Source organism: Thalassolituus sp. UBA3500 (genome assembly GCF_002377545.1).
In the GTDB taxonomy this organism is placed as follows: Bacteria; Pseudomonadota; Gammaproteobacteria; order Pseudomonadales; family Oceanobacteraceae; genus Thalassolituus.
In genome coordinates this window covers 12,380-35,458 of the sequence record NZ_DFQB01000004.1, presented here as the reverse complement: position 1 = coordinate 35,458, position 23,079 = coordinate 12,380, and the positions used below count along the sequence as shown (strand labels likewise).

15 protein-coding genes are annotated in these 23,079 nt (G+C 52.4%); 7 read left to right on the top strand and 8 right to left on the bottom strand.

The features are described from left to right. The first annotated feature begins 91 nt into the window (after positions 1 to 91). Positions 92 to 286, top strand: coding sequence for a ribosome modulation factor (gene rmf, locus B2R29_RS01865; RefSeq protein WP_068437823.1), 195 nt, complete (start codon positions 92 to 94; stop codon positions 284 to 286). A 125-nt stretch (positions 287 to 411) separates the two neighbouring features. On the opposite strand, the gene B2R29_RS01860 is transcribed toward rmf, so the two are convergent. From B2R29_RS01860 to B2R29_RS01845, 4 genes are all read right to left on the bottom strand, one after another. Next, on the bottom strand, positions 412 to 1,431 hold the full coding sequence (locus B2R29_RS01860; protein WP_301179531.1) for a quinone-dependent dihydroorotate dehydrogenase: 1,020 nt from the start codon (positions 1,429 to 1,431) through the stop codon (positions 412 to 414). An 89-nt stretch (positions 1,432 to 1,520) separates the two neighbouring features. Beyond that, positions 1,521 to 1,745: a DUF2835 domain-containing protein gene (locus B2R29_RS01855; protein WP_245820026.1), complete on the bottom strand. Its 225-nt coding sequence runs from the start codon at positions 1,743 to 1,745 to the stop codon at positions 1,521 to 1,523. Then, positions 1,742 to 2,839, bottom strand: a complete 1,098-nt coding sequence (locus tag B2R29_RS01850; RefSeq protein ID WP_301179530.1) for a hypothetical protein — start codon at positions 2,837 to 2,839, stop codon at positions 1,742 to 1,744. Before B2R29_RS01850 ends, B2R29_RS01855 begins: the two co-directional genes overlap by 4 nt. Before the next feature lie 60 nt (positions 2,840 to 2,899). Continuing rightward, positions 2,900 to 7,723, bottom strand: a complete 4,824-nt coding sequence (locus B2R29_RS01845) for an NAD-glutamate dehydrogenase (RefSeq protein WP_301179529.1) — start codon at positions 7,721 to 7,723, stop codon at positions 2,900 to 2,902. Positions 7,724 to 7,956: 233 nt separating this feature from the next. Here B2R29_RS01845 and B2R29_RS01840 point away from each other — a divergent pair, with 233 nt between their 5' ends. From B2R29_RS01840 to B2R29_RS01815, 6 genes are read left to right on the top strand one after another with little or no spacing between them, the layout of a single operon-like run. After that, positions 7,957 to 8,916 carry an AAA family ATPase gene (locus tag B2R29_RS01840; protein WP_301179528.1) on the top strand — a complete coding sequence of 320 codons (960 nt, stop codon included), beginning with the start codon at positions 7,957 to 7,959 and terminating at the stop codon, positions 8,914 to 8,916. After that, positions 8,916 to 9,848, top strand: a complete 933-nt coding sequence (locus B2R29_RS01835) for a DUF58 domain-containing protein (RefSeq protein ID WP_301179527.1) — start codon at positions 8,916 to 8,918, stop codon at positions 9,846 to 9,848. The genes B2R29_RS01840 and B2R29_RS01835 overlap by 1 nt, the downstream gene beginning before the upstream one ends. Further along, positions 9,845 to 10,363 carry a DUF4381 domain-containing protein gene (locus tag B2R29_RS01830; protein WP_301179526.1) on the top strand — a complete coding sequence of 173 codons (519 nt, stop codon included), beginning with the start codon at positions 9,845 to 9,847 and terminating at the stop codon, positions 10,361 to 10,363. The genes B2R29_RS01835 and B2R29_RS01830 overlap by 4 nt, the downstream gene beginning before the upstream one ends. Beyond that, positions 10,356 to 11,339 carry a vWA domain-containing protein gene (locus tag B2R29_RS01825; protein WP_301179525.1) on the top strand — a complete coding sequence of 328 codons (984 nt, stop codon included), beginning with the start codon at positions 10,356 to 10,358 and terminating at the stop codon, positions 11,337 to 11,339. Before B2R29_RS01830 ends, B2R29_RS01825 begins: the two co-directional genes overlap by 8 nt. Beyond that, positions 11,336 to 13,312 carry a vWA domain-containing protein gene (locus B2R29_RS01820; RefSeq protein ID WP_301179524.1) on the top strand — a complete coding sequence of 659 codons (1,977 nt, stop codon included), beginning with the start codon at positions 11,336 to 11,338 and terminating at the stop codon, positions 13,310 to 13,312. Before B2R29_RS01825 ends, B2R29_RS01820 begins: the two co-directional genes overlap by 4 nt. Beyond that, positions 13,306 to 15,009 (top strand): BatD family protein, encoded by a 1,704-nt coding sequence (locus B2R29_RS01815; RefSeq protein ID WP_301179523.1) that lies wholly within the window; start codon positions 13,306 to 13,308, stop codon positions 15,007 to 15,009. The genes B2R29_RS01820 and B2R29_RS01815 overlap by 7 nt, the downstream gene beginning before the upstream one ends. Before the next feature lie 28 nt (positions 15,010 to 15,037). On the opposite strand, the gene ligA is transcribed toward B2R29_RS01815, so the two are convergent. From ligA to B2R29_RS01795, 4 genes are all read right to left on the bottom strand, one after another. Continuing rightward, positions 15,038 to 17,116 carry an NAD-dependent DNA ligase LigA gene (gene ligA / locus B2R29_RS01810; protein ID WP_301179522.1) on the bottom strand — a complete coding sequence of 693 codons (2,079 nt, stop codon included), beginning with the start codon at positions 17,114 to 17,116 and terminating at the stop codon, positions 15,038 to 15,040. Beyond that, a complete protein-coding gene (locus tag B2R29_RS01805) occupies positions 17,113 to 18,435 on the bottom strand; it encodes a cell division protein ZipA C-terminal FtsZ-binding domain-containing protein (protein ID WP_301179521.1) in 1,323 nt (440 codons plus the stop codon). Before B2R29_RS01805 ends, ligA begins: the two co-directional genes overlap by 4 nt. Before the next feature lie 266 nt (positions 18,436 to 18,701). Beyond that, positions 18,702 to 22,211: a chromosome segregation protein SMC gene (smc, locus tag B2R29_RS01800; RefSeq protein ID WP_301179520.1), complete on the bottom strand. Its 3,510-nt coding sequence runs from the start codon at positions 22,209 to 22,211 to the stop codon at positions 18,702 to 18,704. A 120-nt stretch (positions 22,212 to 22,331) separates the two neighbouring features. Then, positions 22,332 to 23,006, bottom strand: coding sequence for a GntR family transcriptional regulator (locus B2R29_RS01795; RefSeq protein ID WP_301179519.1), 675 nt, complete (start codon positions 23,004 to 23,006; stop codon positions 22,332 to 22,334). Positions 23,007 to 23,079: the final 73 nt, after the last annotated feature.

The window sequence follows — 23,079 nt, the reverse complement described above, 5'->3', positions numbered from 1 at the left end:
CATTCACCGTGTTGTCACGGTACAACTGTACGTGGTCCGCCGATTTTTCTGTGGCTAACCGATGTTTTAATAACAGCGAGGAAGCAACTCTATGAAAAGACAGAAACGCGACATGCAGGAAAGAGCCTTTGCACGTGGCTACCGGGCAGGCGTAGAACGCCGCTCCAAAGATCTGGCCCCCGCAGGCCCTACACACGACGACTGGATGGCTGGTTGGCGATCCGGACGCGAAGACAACTGGGATGGTTATACCGGCGTTTCTGGTATTCATCGAATGGCGGTGTAATTACCCGCCACTGAAGAATTTTACTCCACTCCTGACGAGTTTCGTCAGACTCACGTCTCCCTCACCCGGGGAGCTTGGCCCGGCTATGCCGGGCTTTTTATATGCTACTAACTAATCCGCGTCGGTCAGGCTTTGCTGAGAGAACGCACGCACTCGCCAATCAACTCTGGGCCACGATAAATAAAGCCAGAATACACCTGAACCAGAGAGGCGCCTGCACGTACTTTATCAACTGCATCTTCACCTTCGAGAATGCCGCCAACACCAATAACAGGCATACGATCACCCAATACGCCGCACAGTCGCTCAATGGTCATGGTTGAAAGATCAGTGACTGGCGCGCCGGATAAACCACCTGCCTCAGCGCCATGTTTTGAACCTTCAACGCCTTCACGAGACAAGGTGGTGTTAGTCGCAATAACGCCGTCAATTTCACAATCGAGAAGCGTCTGCGCCACGGTATCAATTTCTTCGTCTTCCATATCGGGCGCAATCTTCACAAAGATTGGCTTGTAACCATGCTCTTTCGCAAGTTCTGCCTGACGCGCCTTCAGCGGCATCAGAAGATCACGTAGAGCATCGCCGTACTGCAAAGTGCGAAGCCCGGGTGTGTTTGGTGAGGAGATATTGACCGTAATGTACGTCGCGTGCTGGTAAACCTTCTCAAGGCAGATCAAATAATCTGATGTGGCGTCTTCCACTGCGGTATCGAAGTTTTTACCGATGTTAATGCCCAGCACGCCTTTGAACTTCGCTTTCTTAACCTGCTCAACCAGGTGATCAACACCTTTATTGTTGAAGCCCATACGGTTGATGATGGCGCGCTCTTCAGGCAGACGGAAGAGACGCGGCTTCGGGTTACCAGGCTGAGGACGCTGCGTAATAGTGCCAATCTCAATAAAACCAAACCCCAGACGTGCAAAGGCGTCAATGTAATCACCATTTTTATCCAGCCCGGCGGCCAGGCCAACCGGATTCGGGAAGGTAACTCCAGCAACGGTGACCGGCTGATCCGGTACCTTTTTAGCCAATAAGCCAAGTACGCCGAGCTTTTCCGCTCTGCCCAGCATCTTCAGCCCCAGATCATGGGATGTTTCTCCATCCATCATAAACAGGAAATGTCGGGCGAGGCTGTACCAACTCATAGTAATCTCTCAATACATCAGGGTGACAATAGATTTGCGCGCATTATAGGGACTAATGCGGCCGCTGTAGATCCCTCTCGGCTAAAAAGTCAGCCGACGCGCTCAATTCCCTCGAATTTGCCCTGCTGATTAAACAGGATGGCAAAGCGCCCGCGCACTCCATCGCGAGTAACTACGCGCTGCAGTACCCCCGCAGGGAACCGAACCTTTCTACCGTCCGTTGAGTACGCAAGCACTGTCCGGGCATCCCCCTGATAATAGCGAAGATATTCATCGCTACTGATATTCAGGTCGACGATGATTCGTTGCATCATGGTGCGACTCCCTGCCGATCCCCCGCAACGGCCCGTTGCTCACGCTTCACATCCTGACGGATACGCCATTTCTCAAGCCACTCACGAACGCCTTTTATCCAGGAAATGCGGCTTTCGGTCATGAGTTCAGGGTGGCGCTGAGTCAGGATAACTTCAGGCTGAAGATAGTCTGGTAAAACGGCAAGTCCATGCTGGTTAAAAAGCACAGGTGCCAGTTCACCGTAACGCCTCCATGGCAGCAGCGTTGGATTACACACAGGCCCGGTATTCAGTACTTTCTCGAGCAGGCCCAGCGTGCGCATCATTGAGCAGTTAACACTTTCGTTCCAGGCAGGGTCTATGTACTCACGCCAGTCGAATTTTGCCGCGACGACCCATTTTTCATCCTCACAGGCAACATAAGGCGGAAGTGCTCGTTCCAGCAAAGGATCTGGATGCTCCGACAGAATCCGGTTCCAGAATCTCAGGCCGTTGAAGTTGGCCACCAGATCGGCAAACGAATACACCCCGGTCGTTTCTGCACCAAAATAAACAGATTCGGTCCATTCACCAAACAGAAAGGCATGCTTCAGTGGCAGCGTCATCCGCTCAGTTTCACGAAAATAACTGAATCCCTCGGTAAAAAAGTGCCCGAACTTATCCGTGCCGACAAAGTGCTCGCCCACACGAACAACCGACGCTACCCGCTCTGAAAGAACGAGTGTCGGTGAATGCGGCCAGGTAAAATCGCGATAGATGGAATCAGGCAGGGTCATGCGAATGCGATCTAAATCCGGGTGCTGCTCAGCAAAGGATTCGACCTGACCTACAATTGGCCGGGCCAGCAATACGCGAAAAGAGTCGTACAAGCGATCTACATCACAACGCGACTGCTTAGGCACACGCTGTACTTTGCGTGGTTTTAAATGCGGAGCATTTCGATTGGCGCGTTTCAGGGCGCGGTCTATTCGCTGTGCCACCTCGTCGTTGAGCGGCGAGCGGCTGTCTGCCATATCCACAGCAGGCAGCTGGCTGAAGTGATCAACCTCCGCTGCGCTCAGAGTAGACGGAATAAGTGTCGACAGCAGAAAGAATGAAATAAGTAGTCTGATCAAAACCCGATACACGCCGGTGAAAAACGCAGTTTTACACCGGCGCAGGCATCAGATCAAATCTCAGGCGTGACGACTTGCCTGAGCAAGGTCCAGAAGCTCCCTCAGAGCGACGGCGATCATCGGGAAGCTGGTCTGTTCGATGCTCTTAAGATCTTCAAGCATACGCCCCCAGCGCTCGACGAGAATATCCTGCTCTTTCTCCCAGTGTTCAATTGCAACATCAAGGTCGGTTTCGTCAGAGTGCCCCTTGAGAATGCCCACAGTGAGCGAACGCTGCTGCCAGTCAAGATCATCACGGAAGCTTTCACGTGCCATCGCTTCCCAGTGATTACTGGTCGGCAAATCATTGATCTGACGTAAGAACCAGTTCAGTGACAGGTGGTCGCCAACGCCAAAGTAAGCTTGAGTCACACGCTCAACCGGGCAATCAGACTGAGACGCAGCTTCGATGATCCCGAGAGAGGAGTACAGCTCACCGGCACCTGCCGTAAATGCAGCGAGGTCTTCGGGTACACCCTGCTCTTTCCGTTGGTCAAACTCCTGCTGCCATCGCTTGAGAGCATCACCTTTCAGAGTCGAGCTAAGGTTGTGAGCTATGTGTTGCACAGCAGTCCCGAAGCGATCGACTTCGCTGGCGATATCTACCGCAACACGACGATTGCGCAGGAACCAGCGCGTCGCGCGTCGTACCAGGCGCATCAGCTCAGCCATCATGTTTTCCTGAACCGCTGTTGGCACCTTGTAGTCGAGCGCGCTGATCTCGCGCCAATGGTCATGCAGGGAGAAAGTATCCCGAGCTGTCACATAGGCCCGGGCGATATCGACGATCGAGGCACCAGTAGAGTCTCCCAGGCGATTCACAAAGGTAATGCCCATGTGATTAATCATGTCATTGGCCAGCTGAGTCGCAATAATCTCTTTACGTAGCCGGTGATTATTAATGGCTTCAGAGAATTTCTTATTCAACGCCGCTGGGAATGCCGTCGATAGAATCTTCGAAATATAGTCATCTGACGTAATTTTCGAGGCGTTTAAACGCTCTTTCATATCCGCTTTGGTATACGAAATCAGAACGGCCAGTTCAGGCTTTGTCAGCCCCGTATTATCGTTGCGGCGATCCTGTAATTCTTCTTCATCCGGCAAAAATTCGAGTGAGCGATTCAGCTTACCCTGCTGCTCATAGTCTTTCATCAGACGGATGTATTCGTCGAGACGCTCTCGGCAATCACGGTAGGCAAGTGCGATTGCCTGGGTCTGGTGATAATTGTTATTCAGAACCAGATCCGCAACCGGGTCGGTTTGCTCCAGGAAGACCTGATTACGCTGTTTACGGGTGAGATCACCATTATCCATGATCTCGTTGAGCATAATCTTAATATTTACTTCATGGTCAGAGCAGTCAACGCCACCCGCGTTGTCGATAAAGTCTGTATACGACGCGCCGCCATTAAGACCAAACTCAATACGGCCAAGTTGAGTGACACCGAGGTTCCCGCCCTCACCGATAACTTTCGCACGGACATCTTTCCCGTTAATTCTGAGTGCATCATTGGCCTTGTCACCAACGTCAGAATCCAGCTCGGACGATGCTTTGATATAGGTGCCAATACCACCGTTCCAGATCAGATCAACTTCGGCCTTAAGAGCTGCTTTAATCAACTCATTCGGCGCAAGCTTGCTCTCACTGATGCCGAAACGTTTCTTCATTTCTGGGGTAATGTCGATACTTTTTGCCGAACGCAAGAATATACCGCCACCTTTAGAAATTAATGACTTGTCATAGTCTTCCCAGCTTGATCGTGGCAGTTCAAACAGCCGCTTACGCTCTTTAAAGCTGGAAGCAGAATCAGGCTCAGGATCGATAAAGATATGCATGTGGTTGAAGGCTGCGACCAGCTGAATATGCTCAGACAGCAACATGCCATTGCCAAATACGTCGCCCGCCATATCCCCGATGCCCACGACAGTAAAATCATCTGTCTGAACATTGATACCGCGCTCACGGAAGTGACGCTGCACCGATACCCAGGCTCCGCGTGCGGTGATGCCCATCTTCTTATGGTCATAACCTACCGAACCGCCGGACGCAAAACCATCGCCCATCCAGAAGCCGCGATTCACAGCAATTTCGTTAGCGATATCTGAAAACGTAGCGGTGCCCTTATCTGCAGCAACGACGAGATACGGATCAGGCTCATCGTGGCGAACAACTGACTCTGGTGGCACTATTTCACCTTCAATCAGGTTGTCGGTGACATCAAGAAGCGCACTGATAAAGGTCTGATAACAGGCAATACCTTCAGCGATAAAGGCATCGCGTCCACCCTCGGTTGGCGGACACTTGGATACAAAGCCCCCCTTGGCTCCCACAGGGACAATGACCGCGTTCTTAACTTGCTGAGCTTTTACCAGCCCGAGAACTTCGGTACGGAAATCATCCACACGATCGGACCAGCGCAGACCGCCGCGTGCGACCTTACCACCGCGCAAGTGAACACCTTCAATGCGCGGAGAATATACGAAAATCTCGAACATCGGACGTGGCAGAGGAATGTCGGTAATTTCCGATGGTTTAATCTTAAATGACAGATAACTCTTCGGTTTACCCTCGGCATCCGGCTGAAAGTAGTTAGTACGCAACGTTGCTTTGATCAGCTCGATATAACGACGGATAGCTCGATCTTCATTCAGTTGATCAACGCTGTCGAGCGCCTCATGGATCTGACCTTCGACCTCAGCGACTGCTTTGCTACGCTCGTCAGAAGACTGATCGCTAAGGCCGAAGCGTGCATGAAAGAGATTCACGATCTGAGCACTGATCGGAATATAACGGCTCAGCGTGTCGGCAATATAATTCTCAGAAATACCGAAGCGAATCTGCTTCATGTACCTTGCATAGGCTCTTAGTAGAGCAATATCTTTCCAACCTAATCTGGCACCCAGTACCAGCCGGTTGAACGAATCGTTCTCTGCGCGACCATCCCAGATAGCGCGAAATGCCTCCTGGAAGACCTGTTTTACCTCAGCAATATTGATGCTGTCAGACAGGGTATATTTCAGTGAGAAATTATGAATCCAGACACGACGACCGTCACTGCAGACAATCTCGTATGGATGCTCGCCCATCACTCGCAGACCGAAGTTTTCCAGCACTGGAATAATGTCAGAGAGCGGAAGAATGGTATCTGGATTAAACAGCTTAAACCTGAGCTCGTTCTGGCCTCCTTCAAGTTCCCGGTAAAAAGACATACCGAGTTGACCTTCAGAAGCAGACTTAAGGGTATCCATGTATTGGATATCGGCCACAGCGGTGCGGGCAGAAAAATCTTCACGGTAGCCCGCTGGAAATGCTGAACGATATTCGTGATAAAGAATATTTCCACGTTCCTCGCCCACCTGCTCAACCAGAGCCGCGTGCAAGTCATCAGTCCAGGAACGGACGACCTGGCGGATTTTATTGGCGACCACAGCCTCATCGTAGCTGAGCTCTTTTTCGGGATTCAGGCGCACAATAAAGTGCGTTCTTGCCAGAACCGACTCAGAGAAGTAGGTATTAAATTCAATGTCCAGCGGGCTGAACTCCTGAGTCAGAATATCTTCCATTTTCTGACGCAGTTCTGTGTTGTAAACATCTCGCGGTGTATAAGCAATACACGAGAGGAACTTGCTGTATGTGTCTTTGCGCAGATACACACGCGTCTGACGCCGTTCCTGAATATTCAAGACACTGTTGGCCGTTTTATACAGCTGCTCAACATCCGACTGAAACAGCTCATCGCGGGGATACACTTCAAGGATGCGATCCAGCTCTTTGGCACTGTGACTTGCGCGTTCGAAACCAGCTTTCTCACGAATCGCTGTGAGTTTACGGCGGATAATCGGAATGTTGTTCGGCGTCTCGATATAGACAATTGAGGTGAACAAGCCCATAAAACGCATGCCACCGATCACGTTTCCGTGCTTATCAAAACGCTTCACAACAACATAATCAGGGTAAGCAGGACGATGTATGCGACTGCGGTTTCCTGACTTCATAAAATTAATCAGCGACGGTCCGGTAATAAATTCACGGATCTCAGGTTCCAGTTCTTTTAGCTGAACACGTGAACGTGTGGTATCAATATTACGGAAGATTCCCAGATCATGAGTAGGGTCGCGATCCACAACTTTGCCAGACTTCGCATCACTGACCGTGAACTCATCGTACGCCAGAAAAGTGAAGTGGTTAGAGGCCATCCAATCAACAAACTCGGCTGCCTCGGTGCAGGCCTCTTTATCATTAACCGTACATGCATCGCGTAGTTCCTGAGCCGTCTTTTTCGCTTTTTCAAGCATCTCAGGGAAGTCGCGTACGCAGCGCTGTACTTCTCGCAGAACCTCTTCAATCTCTTGCGCGAGGTCGGCCATCAACTGCTCATCAGAATGATGGTCTACCTCAATGTATATAATAGCTTCTGACGTCTTGCCTTTACCCGGCTTGTGCCACTGCCCTGTCGATTTGAACTGGCCTTTCTCATCACGGCCGGCATGCAGTACGCAATAGTGGATAGCATGAAGTGACATCTGGCGGGCGTTAAGCTGCATCCGCACCGAATCAACCAGAAATGGCATGTCATCGAAGACAATTTCAATGACTGTATGAAGAGACTGCCAACCGTGGTTTTCATGATCTGGGTTGAATACACGAACCTTTGGCTCTCCTTCAGCGCGGAGCTGGATAAACTGCCAGCAGGACAGCGTGGCTCCGTACAGATCTTCTACAGATCGGCTGAGTACCTCATCTGAGGGCGCACCTGAGTAGTAAAGGTCTGCGAACCGCGTTAACTGAGACGCCAGAGAAGACTCATTCCGTTCGTTGATCAGAGCGTGTAAAGGTGTAAGCATTGCAGTCACTCGCCACAGGGTTCCAGTAATAGTTATGTCTAAAGCTTAGACTATCTGTCAGCTTTGCCACTTGAGCGTACGCAAGGAATGTTTACGCTACTTTACCGACATGCAGATAACTTTATTAACAAGGCGTGATCAGAGCGTTGACCGCCACAGCGGAATCTCTAAAATCCTTGTCACTCTGGAAATTCAGAGGCCAACACACCGATAAGAATCAGGACTGGATTCAAATGAGCTTACAAAACGGATTCCAACAACTCCGTGACAATCTACAGAAAACCATCATTGGCCAGCCTCAGCTCGTTGAGAGGCTGCTCCTGACATTATTAGCCGATGGACACTTATTGGTTGAAGGCGCACCTGGCCTTGCGAAAACGAAAGCGATTAACGCCCTCGCCGATCGTATGGAGGGGGAATTCAAACGTGTTCAGTTTACGCCAGACCTCTTACCCGGTGACATCACGGGGACAGAAATCTACCGCCCTGAGACACAAAGCTTCGATTTTCAGGCAGGCCCTATTTTTCACAACCTGATTCTCGCTGATGAAATCAACCGTGCGCCCGCCAAGGTTCAGAGCGCGTTACTGGAAGCCATGGCTGAGCGTCAGGTCACTGTCGGTGGTGTTACCCGCGAGCTGCCAGAAGTGTTCATGGTGATGGCCACTCAGAACCCGATTGAGCAGGAAGGCACCTACCCTCTGCCGGAAGCCCAGCTCGACCGCTTTCTGATGCATGTAAAAATTGACTACCCGGATGCCAGCGCTGAACAGTCGATTCTGCGCCTGGCACGCGGTGAAGCCCTCGCACATAAAGACTACGACGGCAGCAAACTAACCGAGAAGCACCTGATCGCGGCCCGCAGCCAGGTCTTACAGATGCACATGAGCGAAGCCGTTGAAGAGTATCTGGTGCAACTTATTATCGCGACCCGCGAGCCAGGAAAATACGGTGATGATCTCGCACGCTGGGTCGAGTTTGGTGCCAGCCCACGAGGCACGATTGCTCTTGACCGTTGTGCTCGCGCTTATGCCTGGCTGGAGGGGCGCGATTATGTCAGTCCTGACGATGTACGGGCAGTAGCACATGATGTCCTGCGTCATCGCATTCTGCTCAGCTTCGAAGCTGAAGCCAGCGGCCTGACCACAGACACCGTCATCAACGAACTGCTGTCCCGAGTACCTGTAGCCTGATGGTCCGTCGCGAGTTTTCAGATGGGACAGTCATCAACCCGACCCGTCTTGCGGGGTTGCGGGTGTTGTCCAACCTTCTGCCCCTGCATCGTCAGAAAAAGATTCTCAATGAGCAGTCGGGAGGCCACTCTTCGAAGCTTCGCGGCCGCGGAATCGACTTTGCTGAAGTGCGAGGATACCAGCCGGGAGACGATATCCGCTCGATGGACTGGCGCGTGACGGCGCGCACAGGCGAGCCTCACATCAAAGTATTCCGCGAAGAACGCGAACGACCAGTGCTGCTCGTCACTGACCTGCGCAGTACGATGAACTTCGGTACCCGCAGAGCACTCAAGCGAGTCGTCGCCGCGGATATCTCGGCATTACTCGCCTGGTCGGCAGCCATGCAGGGAGACCGCGTCGGTGGCCTGATATTTAACGACGTTAATGAATTTGACCTGCGTCCACACACGGGTCGGAAAACATTAATGGCTTATCTTCATCGACTGGCCGAAATGCCAGTAACAGAAGCCGTAGCGGCTCAACCGAGAATGCTCGATATCTGTCGCCACCTGGCACGGGTTGCCCGCCCAGGGTCAGCCGTCTATATCGTTTCTGACTGGCGCGGGTTCGATAAGGAGTGTGAACGAGCGCTCTACAGTGTCTCCCGCCATTGCGACCTGATTGCCATTCGGGTGACTGACCCGCTTGAAATACAGAAGCCCGCCGGAGACTACGTGCTGACGGATGGCAAGCAACGCTCGCGGCTCAATATCAGCAGCCGCGACAGCGCCGAACAGCTGAGTGCATGGCAGGCGTGGACTGCCGAGCTTAAGCAATCTCTTCTGCACCTGAAAACACCACTTATCGACGTTCAGACGCACCAGGACCCTCTGGATTGCCTGCGTAAGGGGATGGGCTTCACTGTCGATCTGTCCGGAGCGCACGTATGAATCCAGCAGCTCTGCCATTAGAAGATATTATTGAACCCGCCGCGGTAGGCATATTCCCGCTGGCATGGGGTTGGTGGGTGAGTGCAGCCGCTGTGATTGCTCTTACTGCTACACTGATGTGGTTATTTATCCGCTGGAATCGTCATCGCGGCACGCTTGCGCTCACCCTGCCGCTTCTTGATCAGGCAAAGGCAGAATATGCAGATAATCAGGACTCAACCCGCTACTGCCAGAATCTGAACAAAACACTTAAACGATATCTGAAGGCTTGCGACGAGAGCAGCAATTTATCACTCAGCGGTGAGGAATGGACGGCCTATCTTGTCAGGATAAACCCGAGGGCGACACTATCAATGAAAACAACGGATGCGCTGGCTAACGGTTCGTACCGACAACAGCCCGACCTGGCCGCAGAGTTAATCGATAGTGAACTGCGCCAGTGGTTAAAACGCACATCGCCAGAACGTGTACGCAAAGCCGTCTCAGACGCCGCAGGGAAATCACCCAATGTTTGAGTTTCAGTTCCCATGGGCGTTTGCACTCCTTGTACTGCCCCTGATTGCACGTTATCTACTTCCCGCCAGAGTTCAGGAAGATGCGGCGCTTAAGGTTCCTGATCTTAGCCAATGGAACAGCGTATCAGGCACTGCCTCTGATGATTCAACCCGTGCTCGTCAATGGCTTTTGCCCGCTATAGCCTGGCTGGCTCTCGTTTGTGCACTGGCTCGCCCTGTCTGGTTAGGCGAGCCCATACGCTTGCCTGCAGAAGGCCGGGACCTGATGCTCGCAGTCGATATTTCAGGAAGTATGGATACCGCCGACATGGAACTGAATGACCGCCCGGTAAACCGCCTCGAAATTGTTAAACACGTGCTGAATGACTTTATCAGCCAACGCGAAGGCGACCGTCTGGGCCTGATACTGTTCGGCTCAAACGCCTACCTGCAAGCACCATTGACCTTCGACCGTGAAACCGTCCGTACCTTTATGAACGAAGCTGCTCTTGGTCTGGCAGGAAAACAAACCGCCATTGGCGATGCCATCACCCTCGCGGCAAAACGTATGCGTGAGAACCCGTCAGACAGCCAGGTAATTGTGCTTCTGACTGATGGGGAAAATACCGCTGGTAAAGTCGAGCCGGTCAGAGCCGCCGAGCTGGCGTCCGAATTGGGTATTAAAATTTACACCATTGGTCTGGGCGCCGAGAGTATGCAGGTACCCAGTTTCTTTGGCAGTCGTACCATCAATCCTTCGCGTGAATTAAACGAGGGCGAGTTGCAAAGTATCGCCGACCTGACGTCAGCGCGCTTCTTCCGCGCCCGTAATACCGAAGAACTCAGCCAGATTTACGACTTGATCGACGAACTCGAGCCGACTGAGCGGGAAAATAAAACCTACCGACCTGAATCTGGTCTATTTCAATGGCCACTGCTGGTCGCCCTCCTGCTTGGCTGGGCTCAGCTCATGCTTGTCAGGCGAGGTCTGTCATGAGTGAATTCCTGAATAACATTCACTTTATGCGTCCTATCTGGCTGGTGCTGCTGATTCCGGCGGTCGTTATGACCGTATGGCTGGCGCAGCGGACACTGCGAAAAGGACGCTGGGATCAGTTAATTGATCCGGCTCTTCAATCGCACATGCTCGACCGTACGCCGGGCAAATCATCGATACTGGGCGTCATCGCTATCTCTGTCGCTTCAGCCATCGCCATTGTCGCCGTGTCTGGCCCCAGTTGGCAGCGCAAAGCGGTTCCTGTGATCAGCAATCCGGATGCTCTGGTGCTGCTCATCGATATGTCGCTTTCGATGAACGCCACAGATGTCGCACCGGACCGTGCAACACGGACAATTCGCAAAGCCACCGATATTGTAAGAGGACGGGAAGACGGCATCACTGCAGTCATCGCCTACTCGGGAGAAGCCCACACCGTCGTACCATTCACCGACGATAAAGCGACGGTAGAGCATCTGCTGACCTCCCTGTCGCCCGAAATAATGCCAAAGTTGGGTAGCCGGCCCGATAAGGCACTGGCTCAGGCAAGAACACTGATGACGGATGCCGGCGTTAACGAAGCGACAGCACTGTTAATCACCGACGGTATTCAGAACAAAGACGTTGAGCGCATTGCGCTGGCACTTAGTGATTCCGTAAAACTTGGCGTGATCGCTGTCGGAACCGCCGAAGGTGCTCCGGTACCTATAGGCGATCAGGGGTTTCTGAAAAAGGGCGATGGTACGATCGTTCTGCCAAAGCTCGATACGGCACCTATGCAGGCACTTTACGAAGCCACTGGCAGTCGTTGGCGAACCATGAGCTACAACGACAGTGACTGGCGCAGCCTTACCAGCAGTTTTCCTGGCAGCAACGATGCGAACGCTCAGGAAACAACGTTTGAAACCTGGCAGGATGCCGGATACTGGCTGGCCTTTGTGTTGATTCCAATTGCCGTTGTGGGTTTTCGTCGTGGTGTATTGTTCAGTGTTGTATTGATCTTGCCACTGCTACCCGAAACCGCCCATGCTAATCCCTGGCAAACGGACAATCAGCAGGCCGCAGAGCTTATGGCGAATGACCCCGCAAAAGCTGCCGAATTATTTAATGATCCTGAGTGGAAAGCAGCGGCGCATTATCGCGCTGGAAATTACGAAGCGGCAGAAGAAGCGTTCGCACGAAGTAATTCTGCTGAAGCCAGGTACAACCTCGGCAATGCCCGTGCACAACAAGGCAAGCTTGAACAGGCCGCCGAAGCCTACCGGGACGCGCTGGAGTTAAACCCTGAACTGGCACAAGCGCAGAAAAACCTTGAACTGGTTGAAGAAGCACTAAAGCAGCAAGAGCAATCTTCGTCTGATTCTGAAGACGGTTCTGAGAATTCTGATGACAACTCTCAGAACGACCAGCAACAGGACAAATCGCAAAATAATGGCGACAACAGCTCACAGAGCAATTCACAGAGCAACTCATCAGAATCGCAGAATTCAGACCAGAATCAGAATAATCAAAGCGACAGCAACTCTTCGGAAAACTCAGAGGGTTCTGCAGGCCAGAACTCTGACAGCCAGAATTCAGAATCCGGGGAGGACTCTGAACAGCAGTCTGCCGATGATGCCTATGCTGAAGAGATGGCTGAAGAGCAAGCACAAGCTGAGCAACAGACCGGAAAGCAAGAACAGCAGCAAGCTAAAGCTCAGCAGCCAGAGAACGATAAGTCCGGAGACCGCAGCCTGAGCGACCAGCAGGATTCACAAAACGGTGATGAAGGTCAGGCCCAGAAGCAAACAGCCGCAGAGCAACAAAACAGTGAAGAAAATGGAGAGTTCAGCCATCTGTCCCGCGAGCAGCAAGCGGCGATGGAATCCGTGCTGAACGAAGTCGAAGATAACCCGGGTCTGCTGATGCAACGTAAGTTTTTATATCAGTACCGCCAGAGTGCAGATCAGACGGAAGAGGACGTTTTATGGTAATCCGTTGGATTATTACCGCCGCGCTACTAGTCACCAGCCAACTGGTGTTGGCCGCTGAATTTATCTCAAGCGTTGATCGTAAACAGATTGGCCGCTCAGATCCCGTGACTCTGCAACTGCAGCACGTAGACACTCAGGGTGGTTTTCTGAATCTGTTATCCACCGACATGCCAGACCTGTCGGCACTGGAACGCGACTGGAACATAGTTGGTCGGCCGCGCATCAGCAAAGAAAGCTCAAACGTTAATGGCAAGAGTACTTCAACAACCCGCTGGGAAGTCGAATTGCTACCCCGCCGCACTGGCGAAGTATTAATTCCAGCGCTGTCATATAAGGGCGAATACAGCGATCCTATCCGTATTAATGTTGAAGACACCGCGACGACCGAGCCTGAAAAATCTGAACATTTCTTCTTCGAGGTTGAAGTCAGCAGCGGCACGCATTACGTGCAGGAGCAACTGCTCTATATTGAGCGTATGTACTACACCGTCAATCACGACGATGCTTCATTGTCTGAATTCGAAGTAGCCAATGCCCGCGTTCAACCTCTGATGGACCCGAAGAAACACATTACAGTGGTTGATGGTCAGCGAATTGGTGTGTACGAAAGGCGCTACGCTATTTTTCCAGAGTCCTCTGGCACATTAGTGATTCCGGGGCAGCGCTTTACCGCGCGTGTGACAGACCGCTATAACCGCTTCCGTGGTTCTGCTGAAACCATTGTCAGTAAACCGATTGAGTTAACCATTAATCCGATTCCTGACAGCTACCCACAAGCGCCCTGGATTCCGGCCAGTCGCTTTGTTCTCGAAGAAGCATTCAGCACCCCGCCCACCGAGTGGCAAACGGGAGAACCGGTCACCCGCACCTTTACCCTTAAAGCCACAGGCCTTAGTTCCGGTCAGGTTCCGCCTGTACCTATGGCTGAAGTTCAAGGACTTCGCTATTACCCAGACCAGACTCAGGACGACAGTTCTATTTCTGAGCAAGGCATAGTAACCACCATTACCCAAAGCGTTGCACTGGTGCCTGGGGCTCCGGGGGAGCTCGTCCTGCCAGAGGTCAGTATCCCGTGGTGGAATACCTTAGAGAACCGGGTCGAGTACGCAACCTTGCCAGAACACGTCATCACGGTGACGCCAGCGAGCACGACGGCCCCGACGGTGCAAACGCCACCCGGCGTCACTGAGAACCCAGGACCATCTGCCTCAAACGAAGCCACCGCAGACTCTACGTTATGGAAAATGGCACTGGGGATTTCGGTTATTCTGAACGGATTATTGCTCGCAGGTGTTGCCTGGCTGATGCTGCGTCAACCTCGAACGACAGTGGTAACAACGTCTGCGGAAAAAAAGGCAGCAAAAGAAAACGCGGATAAAAAGCAGAAAGAAGACGAGCACTATTATTGGCGTGAACTTAAAAAGTCAGCCCGTGAGAATAACGCCCAGGCAATCCGGGACAATATTATTCTTTGGGCATCGGCGGCATCGGGGCGACCTATGACGTCGCTGGCACAGGCTGAAGTCTGGCTGAATGATGTACGCCTGAGTGCCGCACTGGCAGAGCTGGACGCCACTCTCTATAGCGCAGATAAGAACAGTGCCTTTAATGGCAGCAGTATTACCCTGCTGATAGAAAAGGCTCTGAAAGACAATACAGCAAAGAAAAGTGACAACGCACTCCCCGAACTTTACTAAGACCGGTGAGGCGTTTCCTGGAGCAGTCCTAGTGACTGCTCAATTCGTTCAATAACTCTTTAAACGCGGCCTCGTCGTAGACCTTAACCTCAAGCTTCTGCGCTTTAGCGAGTTTTGAACCTGCTTTATCACCAGCCACGAGAAAATCTGTTTTTGCTGATACACTGCCGGTTACTTTCGCACCCAATCCCTCCAGTGCTTCTTTGGCATCATCGCGCGTCATGTCTGACAGCGTGCCGGTAATAACCGCAGTTTTACCACTCAAAGGGGCATCTTCAGCACTGCTCACTGGTTCTTTTTCTTCCCAGTAAATACCGGCTTTCTGCAGTTGCTCTATGACTGTCCGGTTGTGCTCTTCAGCAAAGAAATTAACAATATGTGCAGCAACAATATCGCCGATATCATCGACTGCGATCAGCTGCTCATGTGTGGCCGCCATAATGCGATCCAGAAAGCCAAAATAACCGGCAAGATTATTGGCAGTCACCACGCCCACCTCGCGAATACCGAGCGCATAAATAAAACGGGCAAGCGTGGTTTGTTTAGACTTCTCCAGTGCATTCAATACATTTTGAGCACTTTTTTCTGCCATACGCTCAAGGCCAGCAATCTCATCGACGGAAAGATGAAACAGATCATCAAGGGTATCAATTAAACCTGCCTCGACCATCTGCTCGATAAGTTTATCGCCCAACCCTTCAACGTCCATCGCTTTGCGTGATGCGAAGTGCTTAATCGCTTCCTTACGTTGGGCCGAACACACCAGGCCGCCAGTACAGCGAGCGACAGCCTCACCTTCAACTTTCTCGACATGCGATTCGCACACAGGGCAAGCATCCGGCATTTCTATATCAATCACGGTATCCGGGCGGCGTTCTTCAACCACCGACACGACCTGAGGGATGACATCTCCGGCACGTCGGATAATCACAGTGTCGCCGATTTTTACGCCCAGCCGGGCTATTTCATCCATGTTGTGGAGCGTTGCATTACTGACCGTCACACCCGCCACATGCACAGGTTTTAAGCGCGCTACAGGCGTTAAGGCACCGGTACGGCCAACCTGAAAATCAACACCCAATAATTCTGTTAATTCTTCTACCGCCGGAAATTTATAAGCAATGGCCCAGCGTGGAGCACGCGCCACAAAACCCAGCTTATTCTGCAACGCCAGAGAGTTTACTTTAAAAACCGTGCCGTCTATTTCGTATCCGAGGCTCAGGCGTTTTTCACCAAGGCCTGCAAAGAATTTCTCAGCGTTTTCACGGCCTGTCACAACGCGCATTTCTTCATTGATGCGCAAGCCCCACTGTTGAATCTGCTCCAGCGTCGCACTGTGGGTTTCAGGCAGCGTGTATTCTTCACTGACAACCCCAAGACTGTAGGCACAAAACTCCAGAGGTCTCTTTGCAGTAATGCTGGAATCCAGCTGCCGCAGCGAACCCGCCGCCGCATTCCGTGGGTTCGCAAAAACTTTCTCACCCTGCTCACGGGCTCGTTCGTTATAGGCCTCAAAACCACCCTTTGGCATATAGACTTCGCCGCGAATCTCAATGCGCTCGGGCACATCATCACCGATTAAACGCAGAGGAATATTTTTAATCGTGCGAACATTCTGGGTGACATCTTCACCTGTTTCGCCGTCGCCACGCGTCGCTGCACGCTCCAGCAAACCATCGATATACAACAGACTGATTGCCAGACCATCCAGCTTCGGCTCACAGGCATACTCGATTTCTTCACTGCTCTTCAGACGATCACGAACGCGCTGATCGAACGCCGCAAACTCCTCTGCATTCATGGCGTTGTCCAATGACAGCATAGGCCGTTCGTGCTGAACTTCAGTGAAGCCCGACAACGGCGCACCACCAACCCGCTGAGTCGGAGAATCAGAAGTAACCAATTCCGGATGCTCGTTTTCCAGCGCCTGTAGCTCGCGCATCAAACGATCGTATTCAGCATCGGGCAGCGATGGCTCATCGAGCACGTAGTAAAGGTAGTTATGGTGATTTATCTGATCGCGTAATTCCTGAATGTTATCTTCAGGTACGGAAGAAGAAGAGGCGCCGGATGAAGGCGCCTCTGAAAACATATCTTGCTGGCTCATACTCGTTTTTTCGCAGCCAGCCGTTGCTGGCGTTCATATTCCAATATCTGCTGACGCTCATGTTCCATCGTCTGAGTCGTCATCGCGCTGTGTGACTCGTCAAGCACATCAGCATTGAGGTTACGGGAAACCACCATCGCCATCTCAGACATGGCTTCGTAGGCCTCCAGAGGCCGCTTGGCGCCCGGCAAACTCATAAAGAAGCTCAGCCCTATAAAGCTCTGATCGGCCATATGGGAAGGATCAAACGTGCCCGGATTACGCACCTGCGCCACCGAGAATTGAATACGCCCCTGACCATCCGCTTCTTCAAAACGGTGGAAAATATCTTTCTCGCCATAGCGCAGGTCGCAGCTGTTGAACAGAAACAGAAGGTCACTGCCATTGAACCCACCTTCTTCGCGAGCAATGGTATGAATAACCAATACCAGCTCTGGATCAGGTCGGCTGGCCAGTACCTCAGCATTAGCACCGGCATAATTGACTGGCTGCGAGATCACCGTTTCTTCCGGCATATTCTCGACTTCCTCATCGAGGTGCGGATCATCGATGTGCTCCGGATCTTCCAGTTCTGTGTAGTAAGCCTTGTCGTCACTGTCAGCAGAAGAAGATTCGGGCGAGCCTGAATCAGAAGTGTCTGGCGTTGCCACTTGCTCCTGAGCCCCTGTCTCCTGATAAGCTTCAGGCATAACATCGGCAGTTGTCGGTGCTCTGTCAGCCTTTACCTCGGGCTGTGATATCTCTGAAGATATGACACGCGCAGGGGAAACAATGCCTTCTTCGAAACTGCGTTCATCACCCAATTCTTCAACGTCGAGCAACACGGGAACTTTTTCATTCAGATCGACCGGCTTAACCGTCGGGATAATATCTACTCGCGGTGGCGCGGCTGGCTGGGCAGGTTGCGACGATACTTGTGAGGGCTCATCTAAGGGACTTTCATCTTCTGAGTCCGCAAGTGCACTGCCTATTTTAAGATCATCTGTCTGGGGGGCATCTGCTTTATCGCTGTCACCAAACGACGGCTCCCGACGTTCCGCAACAGGCGCTTCCGCCGCAGCAGCTGCAGTAACTGACGCTGTCGACGCAGTACCGTTTTCGAGCGGACGATCATCAACAGCCGCGTTACTGACAACGCGCACGCTGCCCGGCAACTCAGGGTTATAATCTTCATCATCCAGCTCATCCATGCCCGGCTGAATATCCAGCCGTAATGCTTCAGCACGAGCCCGCTTCATGCGGCGGAATCCATCGATCATGATAGCGGCGATAGCCAGAAGGCCTATCAGGATCAATACTGTGCGCCAGCTCCACTCCATACGTTCCTCAATAATTCTTTCTATGTTCTAACAAATGTTGTCTGTCGATGTCTCAGACAGGCCGCTGTACTGGCCTGTGTAGGGTATTACACCACGAGCAGCCATAAAGGCAAACTACCCTTTTGAGTTTCATCGCAAGTCTGTTTAATTTGTACTCTGAGCACAGAAAGGATCGTCGGTTCCCTGACGCCTGGTGTTATCTGGCTAGCGATTTATACCGAACTGCGGTTTTTCTGACGGCATTCATATTGTGCTGCTATTGAAGCTCAACCGTTCTCAACCATAACGGCAGCTTCTTCAACATCCACCGACACCAGCCGTGAGACGCCCGGTTCATGCATGGTAACCCCCATCAACTGGTCAGCCATCTCCATCGCAATCTTGTTGTGTGTAATGTAAATGAACTGAACCTTCTCTGACATGGCTTTTACCAGACGCGCATAACGGCCGACATTGGCGTCATCCAGAGGAGCGTCCACTTCATCAAGCATACAGAACGGCGCAGGATTGAGCTGGAAGATAGAGAACACCAGCGCGATCGCCGTCAGTGCTTTCTCACCACCCGATAATAAATGAATCGTACTGTTCTTCTTACCCGGAGGCCTGGCCATGATAGCGACGCCCGTCGTGAGCAGATCATCGGTCGTCAGTTCGAGGCTGGCATGACCGCCGCCAAAGACTTTCGGAAACAGGTCAGCCAGACCGGCATTCATCCGATCGAAGGTTTCCTGGAAGCGATTGCGGGTTTCGGCATCGATTTTACGAATAGCCCCTTCAAGCGTATCCAGTGCTTTTTCGAGGTCGTCATTCTGAGAATCAAGGTAGACCTTGCGCTCGGACTGCAGTTTGTACTCTTCAATCGCCGCGAGGTTGATCGCACCAAGCCGCTGAATACGCTCACCAATACGCGTCAGCTCATTGGCCCACTGCTCTTCATTGGCTACCTCAGGCAGGCTATCGAGAACATCCGCCATGCTGAGTTTGTCTTCACGCAACTGATCCACCAGCCCATTACGGCGAATATCGAGCGCCTGGCACTCCATCCGAATCTGCTCGAGTTTGTTGCGCTCTGCCAGTGCCTGCTGCTCTGCCTCTGAACGCTCCTGCTCCAGCTGGCGCAACCGGGTATCGGCCTGTTCAAGCGCATGACGCGCTTCTGTCATGACGTCTTCTGCCTGCAGCTTTTCTTCCTGCAGAGCTTCCATCTCGGCGCGCAGAAGCTCAAGGTCGGCACTGTGGTCGCGGTTCTGGTTGGCATTGATCTGGTCACGACGCTCTTTCAGCTTCTGCATGGCTTCAGCCAGGCGACTGATTGCGTGACGCGTACTTTCATCGCGACTGTTGAGTGCCTGAAGCTGTAACTGCAACTGGTGTAACCGATCTTTTTGCTGACCCGCCGCCATGCGCGCCTGACTCAATCGCTGTTCTACGTCACTACGTATCTGCTGCAGGCGTTCACGCTCGTCGGTGTCTTCGTCTACCGCACTCATAGCCTCTTGCCATTCGAGGCGCAGTTCAGCCAGCGCTTCAGACTCAAGCGTCCGCGTTTCCTCAGTTTCGCTCAGAGACTGCTCGAGTTTTTCAGTGCGTAAACGAAGCTGTTCGGCTTTGGCTTGCTGACCCGACAGCGACGCTTTTTGTTCCATTAACTTGCGGGAGATCGTCTGCCATTCCTGCTGAGCATTATCTCTCTGCTGTTCTAGAGAACGCTGTCTCAGCAGTACACTCTCAAGGTCGGCTTCCCACTCTTCGACTGAAATATCCAGTTCATCGGCTTCGGCATCAATAAGTTCAAGCTCCTGCTGACGAGCAAGAATGCCACCTTCGTTGTCCTGATCCCGAGCTACCCTCAACCAAGCGGGCCCCAGCCAGATACCATCGGGAGTAATCACTGATTCGTCTTGCGCCAGGTCGGGCCGCATTGCCATGGCTTCGGGCAGTGTCTCAGCGGTACGGACTTTCCCCATCAGAGAACTGAGATCCTGATTGGTCGTCAGTTTATCAAGCAATAAGCCACCACTTTCGACATCTGAGCTGCTTGCACTGGATTCCCACAACGTCAGCGTGCCATCGGTAAACCCAGCCAACCAAGACTCAGCGGCATTCACATCATCAACAACGACCGCCTGAAGATAATCACCGAGTACCGTCTCAACCGCCGTTTCCCAACCTTCGGCAACCGTTAGCTGCTGAGCCAGACGCGACTTACGCGCCAACTGGTGGCTCTCAAGCCAGTGGGCGACGCCTTCTCTGCTCTGACCTAAAGCCGCTTTCTGCAATGCTTCCAATGTCGCTTTGCGCCCCAACATCTGTTGCAGACGCTGTCGCCCTTCTTCTAATTCTTTGCGCCGACGTTCGCTGTCCTCACGAACGTCTTCAAGCTGCCCACGAATTTCTTCCAGACGCGCCTGCTGTTCTTCTGCCTGCAATTCAGCTTCGCTGACCTCTTCCTGCAACAGGGCAAAGTCACCGAGGTCAGGATCAGACGTCAGCTGTTCCCGCTCTTGTTTTAATCGCTCAATCTGTTGCTCTAATCTGAGCACTTGCTGCTCTGTGGCCTGAATACGGCTCTGGGCCACATCAGCACGCCGGGTCGGCTCGCTGGCTCGCTGTGTAAACGTATCCCACTGCGACTGCCACTGACGCTGAGCTTCTTCGGCGTCCAGAAGCTCAGCAGCATGCTCTTCTTCGGCCGCCTGTAGCATCTCCAGCTCTGGTTCTAGCATCAGGCGCTGTTCGGCGAGTTCTTCCTGCTGAAGTTGATCCTGTTCCAGCTGACGCTGAGTATCGAGAATATTCTTTTCAACTTCGGCGAGATCACTGTCGAGCTGCAAGGCCAGTTGCGACTGGTGTTCTATTTTTTGTTCCTGGCGGGCAATACGGTTACCCACTTCATAGTACTTACCCTGTGCCGTATTGAAGGCGTCGGTACGCGCCTGATGGTCGAGACGCAACTCTTCAATACCTGCGTCAGCTGTACGCTGCTTAGCCATGTGCGACTCGAACTGAACCTCATGCTCGCGAATCACCTTTTCACGCTGTTCATATTCTTCGTTCAACGCGGTCCAGCGAATGGCAAGAAGCTCCGCTTTTTTCTGGCGCTCCTCAGCCTTCAGTACTTTGTATTTTTCGGCTGCCTGAGCCTGTCGCTGCAGATGTGCAAGCTGGCGCTCTAACTCATCACGAATATCGCTGAGTCGCTCCAGGTTCTCCTGAGTACGCCGCATGCGGTTTTCGGTTTCACGACGACGGTCTTTGTATTTCGAGATACCCGCGGCTTCTTCGACGTAAACACGCAATTCTTCAGGCTTCGCTTCGATTAAGCGCGAGATCATGCCCTGCTCAATAATCGCGTATGAACGTGGCCCGAGGCCGGTGCCCAGAAAGATATCGGTAATGTCTTTGCGCCGGCACTTGGTGCCATTCAGATAGTAAGTGGACTGACCGTCGCGGGTGACCTGACGGCGCACGCTGATTTCTGTGAACTGGGCGTGTTCGCCTTTCAAGGTGCCATCGCTGTTATCAAACACCAGATCAACGCTGGCTTTACTGACCGGTTTACGTTCGGCCGAGCCGTTAAAGATCACGTCCGTCATGGCGTCGCCACGCAGATACTTGGCCGAGCTTTCCCCCATCACCCAACGCACAGCATCAATCGTGTTCGATTTGCCACAACCGTTCGGCCCGACAATCCCCGTCAGGTTGGTGTTGAATGGCACAGACGTCGGATCAACGAAAGATTTAAAACCGGATAGTCGGATCGCTTTCAGGCGCATAACAGGGAGGGACGTCCTTTTAACTGTACCGGGGCCAGGCCGCCGGGAGCCGCAATGAAGACTTTGATATTATCACAGTTCACCTGCGACAAAAGCCGCGAAAATGCGACACAACTTCGCTCAGTCGAGGGCAGGCATCGGGTTCTCGGCCATGGCATCAAGAACCAACTGACGCTGGTAGAGGCTGAATTCACGAAACACCGGGGGCAACTCAGCAACCTTACGCGCAAGAATAAGTTCAACAACTTTGGCAAAAAAAGCAATGCTGCGGTCTAATCCCTCTTGCGAAAAACGAATCGATAATGAATAGGTACGCTGGATCGCTGGTTGAAGATCACTCAGTAACGTCGAGAGGTATGGATTATTAATCACCTCACACGCGGCCCGCATCAGATCGAAGCCGGCCAGCATAAACAGAAATTTGTCCTTCTTAAGCTCAGGCGACTGTAGCTTCATGGCTTGATTTAACAGGGGCATTTTATTCTCTTCAGTCCACTGAAGAGCAACCTGTGTGGCCAGCAGAGTAAGCAGGGCTTCGTATATATCGTAAAGGCCGTTTACGCGCTCGGCGGTCAGCTCAGCAACCATGGCACCACGGCGTGGCTGGATAGTCACCAGATGCCGCGACTCCAGCAGCAACAGGGCCTCGCGAACCGAACCACGGCTTACATGCAACTCCTCGACAACGCGCGCTTCCTGGATACGCTCACCAGAAATAAGCTCTCCTTTAATGATGCGCTCAGCCAGATGGGCCGCTATTTTTTCTGCAAGACTTTCGTGGGCTACAAAACTCATAACTATACTGAAATCAGTGAGATGCGCGGCATAGTACCACATTGAGCCAAACCACATGGATATTGGCTGACTT

What these genes read in the sequence shown, in the direction of transcription:
- rmf (WP_068437823.1), top strand. Translation starts at nt 92, where the DNA reads ATGAAAAGACAGAAACGCGACATGCAGGAAAGAGCCTTTGCACGTGGC.
- B2R29_RS01860 (WP_301179531.1), bottom strand. Translation starts at nt 1,431, where the DNA reads ATGAGTTGGTACAGCCTCGCCCGACATTTCCTGTTTATGATGGATGGA.
- B2R29_RS01855 (WP_245820026.1), bottom strand. Translation starts at nt 1,745, where the DNA reads ATGATGCAACGAATCATCGTCGACCTGAATATCAGTAGCGATGAATAT.
- B2R29_RS01845 (WP_301179529.1), bottom strand. Translation starts at nt 7,723, where the DNA reads ATGCTTACACCTTTACACGCTCTGATCAACGAACGGAATGAGTCTTCT.
- B2R29_RS01840 (WP_301179528.1), top strand. Translation starts at nt 7,957, where the DNA reads ATGAGCTTACAAAACGGATTCCAACAACTCCGTGACAATCTACAGAAA.
- B2R29_RS01835 (WP_301179527.1), top strand. Translation starts at nt 8,916, where the DNA reads ATGGTCCGTCGCGAGTTTTCAGATGGGACAGTCATCAACCCGACCCGT.
- B2R29_RS01830 (WP_301179526.1), top strand. Translation starts at nt 9,845, where the DNA reads ATGAATCCAGCAGCTCTGCCATTAGAAGATATTATTGAACCCGCCGCG.
- B2R29_RS01825 (WP_301179525.1), top strand. Translation starts at nt 10,356, where the DNA reads ATGTTTGAGTTTCAGTTCCCATGGGCGTTTGCACTCCTTGTACTGCCC.
- B2R29_RS01820 (WP_301179524.1), top strand. Translation starts at nt 11,336, where the DNA reads ATGAGTGAATTCCTGAATAACATTCACTTTATGCGTCCTATCTGGCTG.
- B2R29_RS01815 (WP_301179523.1), top strand. Translation starts at nt 13,306, where the DNA reads ATGGTAATCCGTTGGATTATTACCGCCGCGCTACTAGTCACCAGCCAA.
- ligA (WP_301179522.1), bottom strand. Translation starts at nt 17,116, where the DNA reads ATGAGCCAGCAAGATATGTTTTCAGAGGCGCCTTCATCCGGCGCCTCT.
- B2R29_RS01805 (WP_301179521.1), bottom strand. Translation starts at nt 18,435, where the DNA reads ATGGAGTGGAGCTGGCGCACAGTATTGATCCTGATAGGCCTTCTGGCT.
- smc (WP_301179520.1), bottom strand. Translation starts at nt 22,211, where the DNA reads ATGCGCCTGAAAGCGATCCGACTATCCGGTTTTAAATCTTTCGTTGAT.
- B2R29_RS01795 (WP_301179519.1), bottom strand. Translation starts at nt 23,006, where the DNA reads ATGAGTTTTGTAGCCCACGAAAGTCTTGCAGAAAAAATAGCGGCCCAT.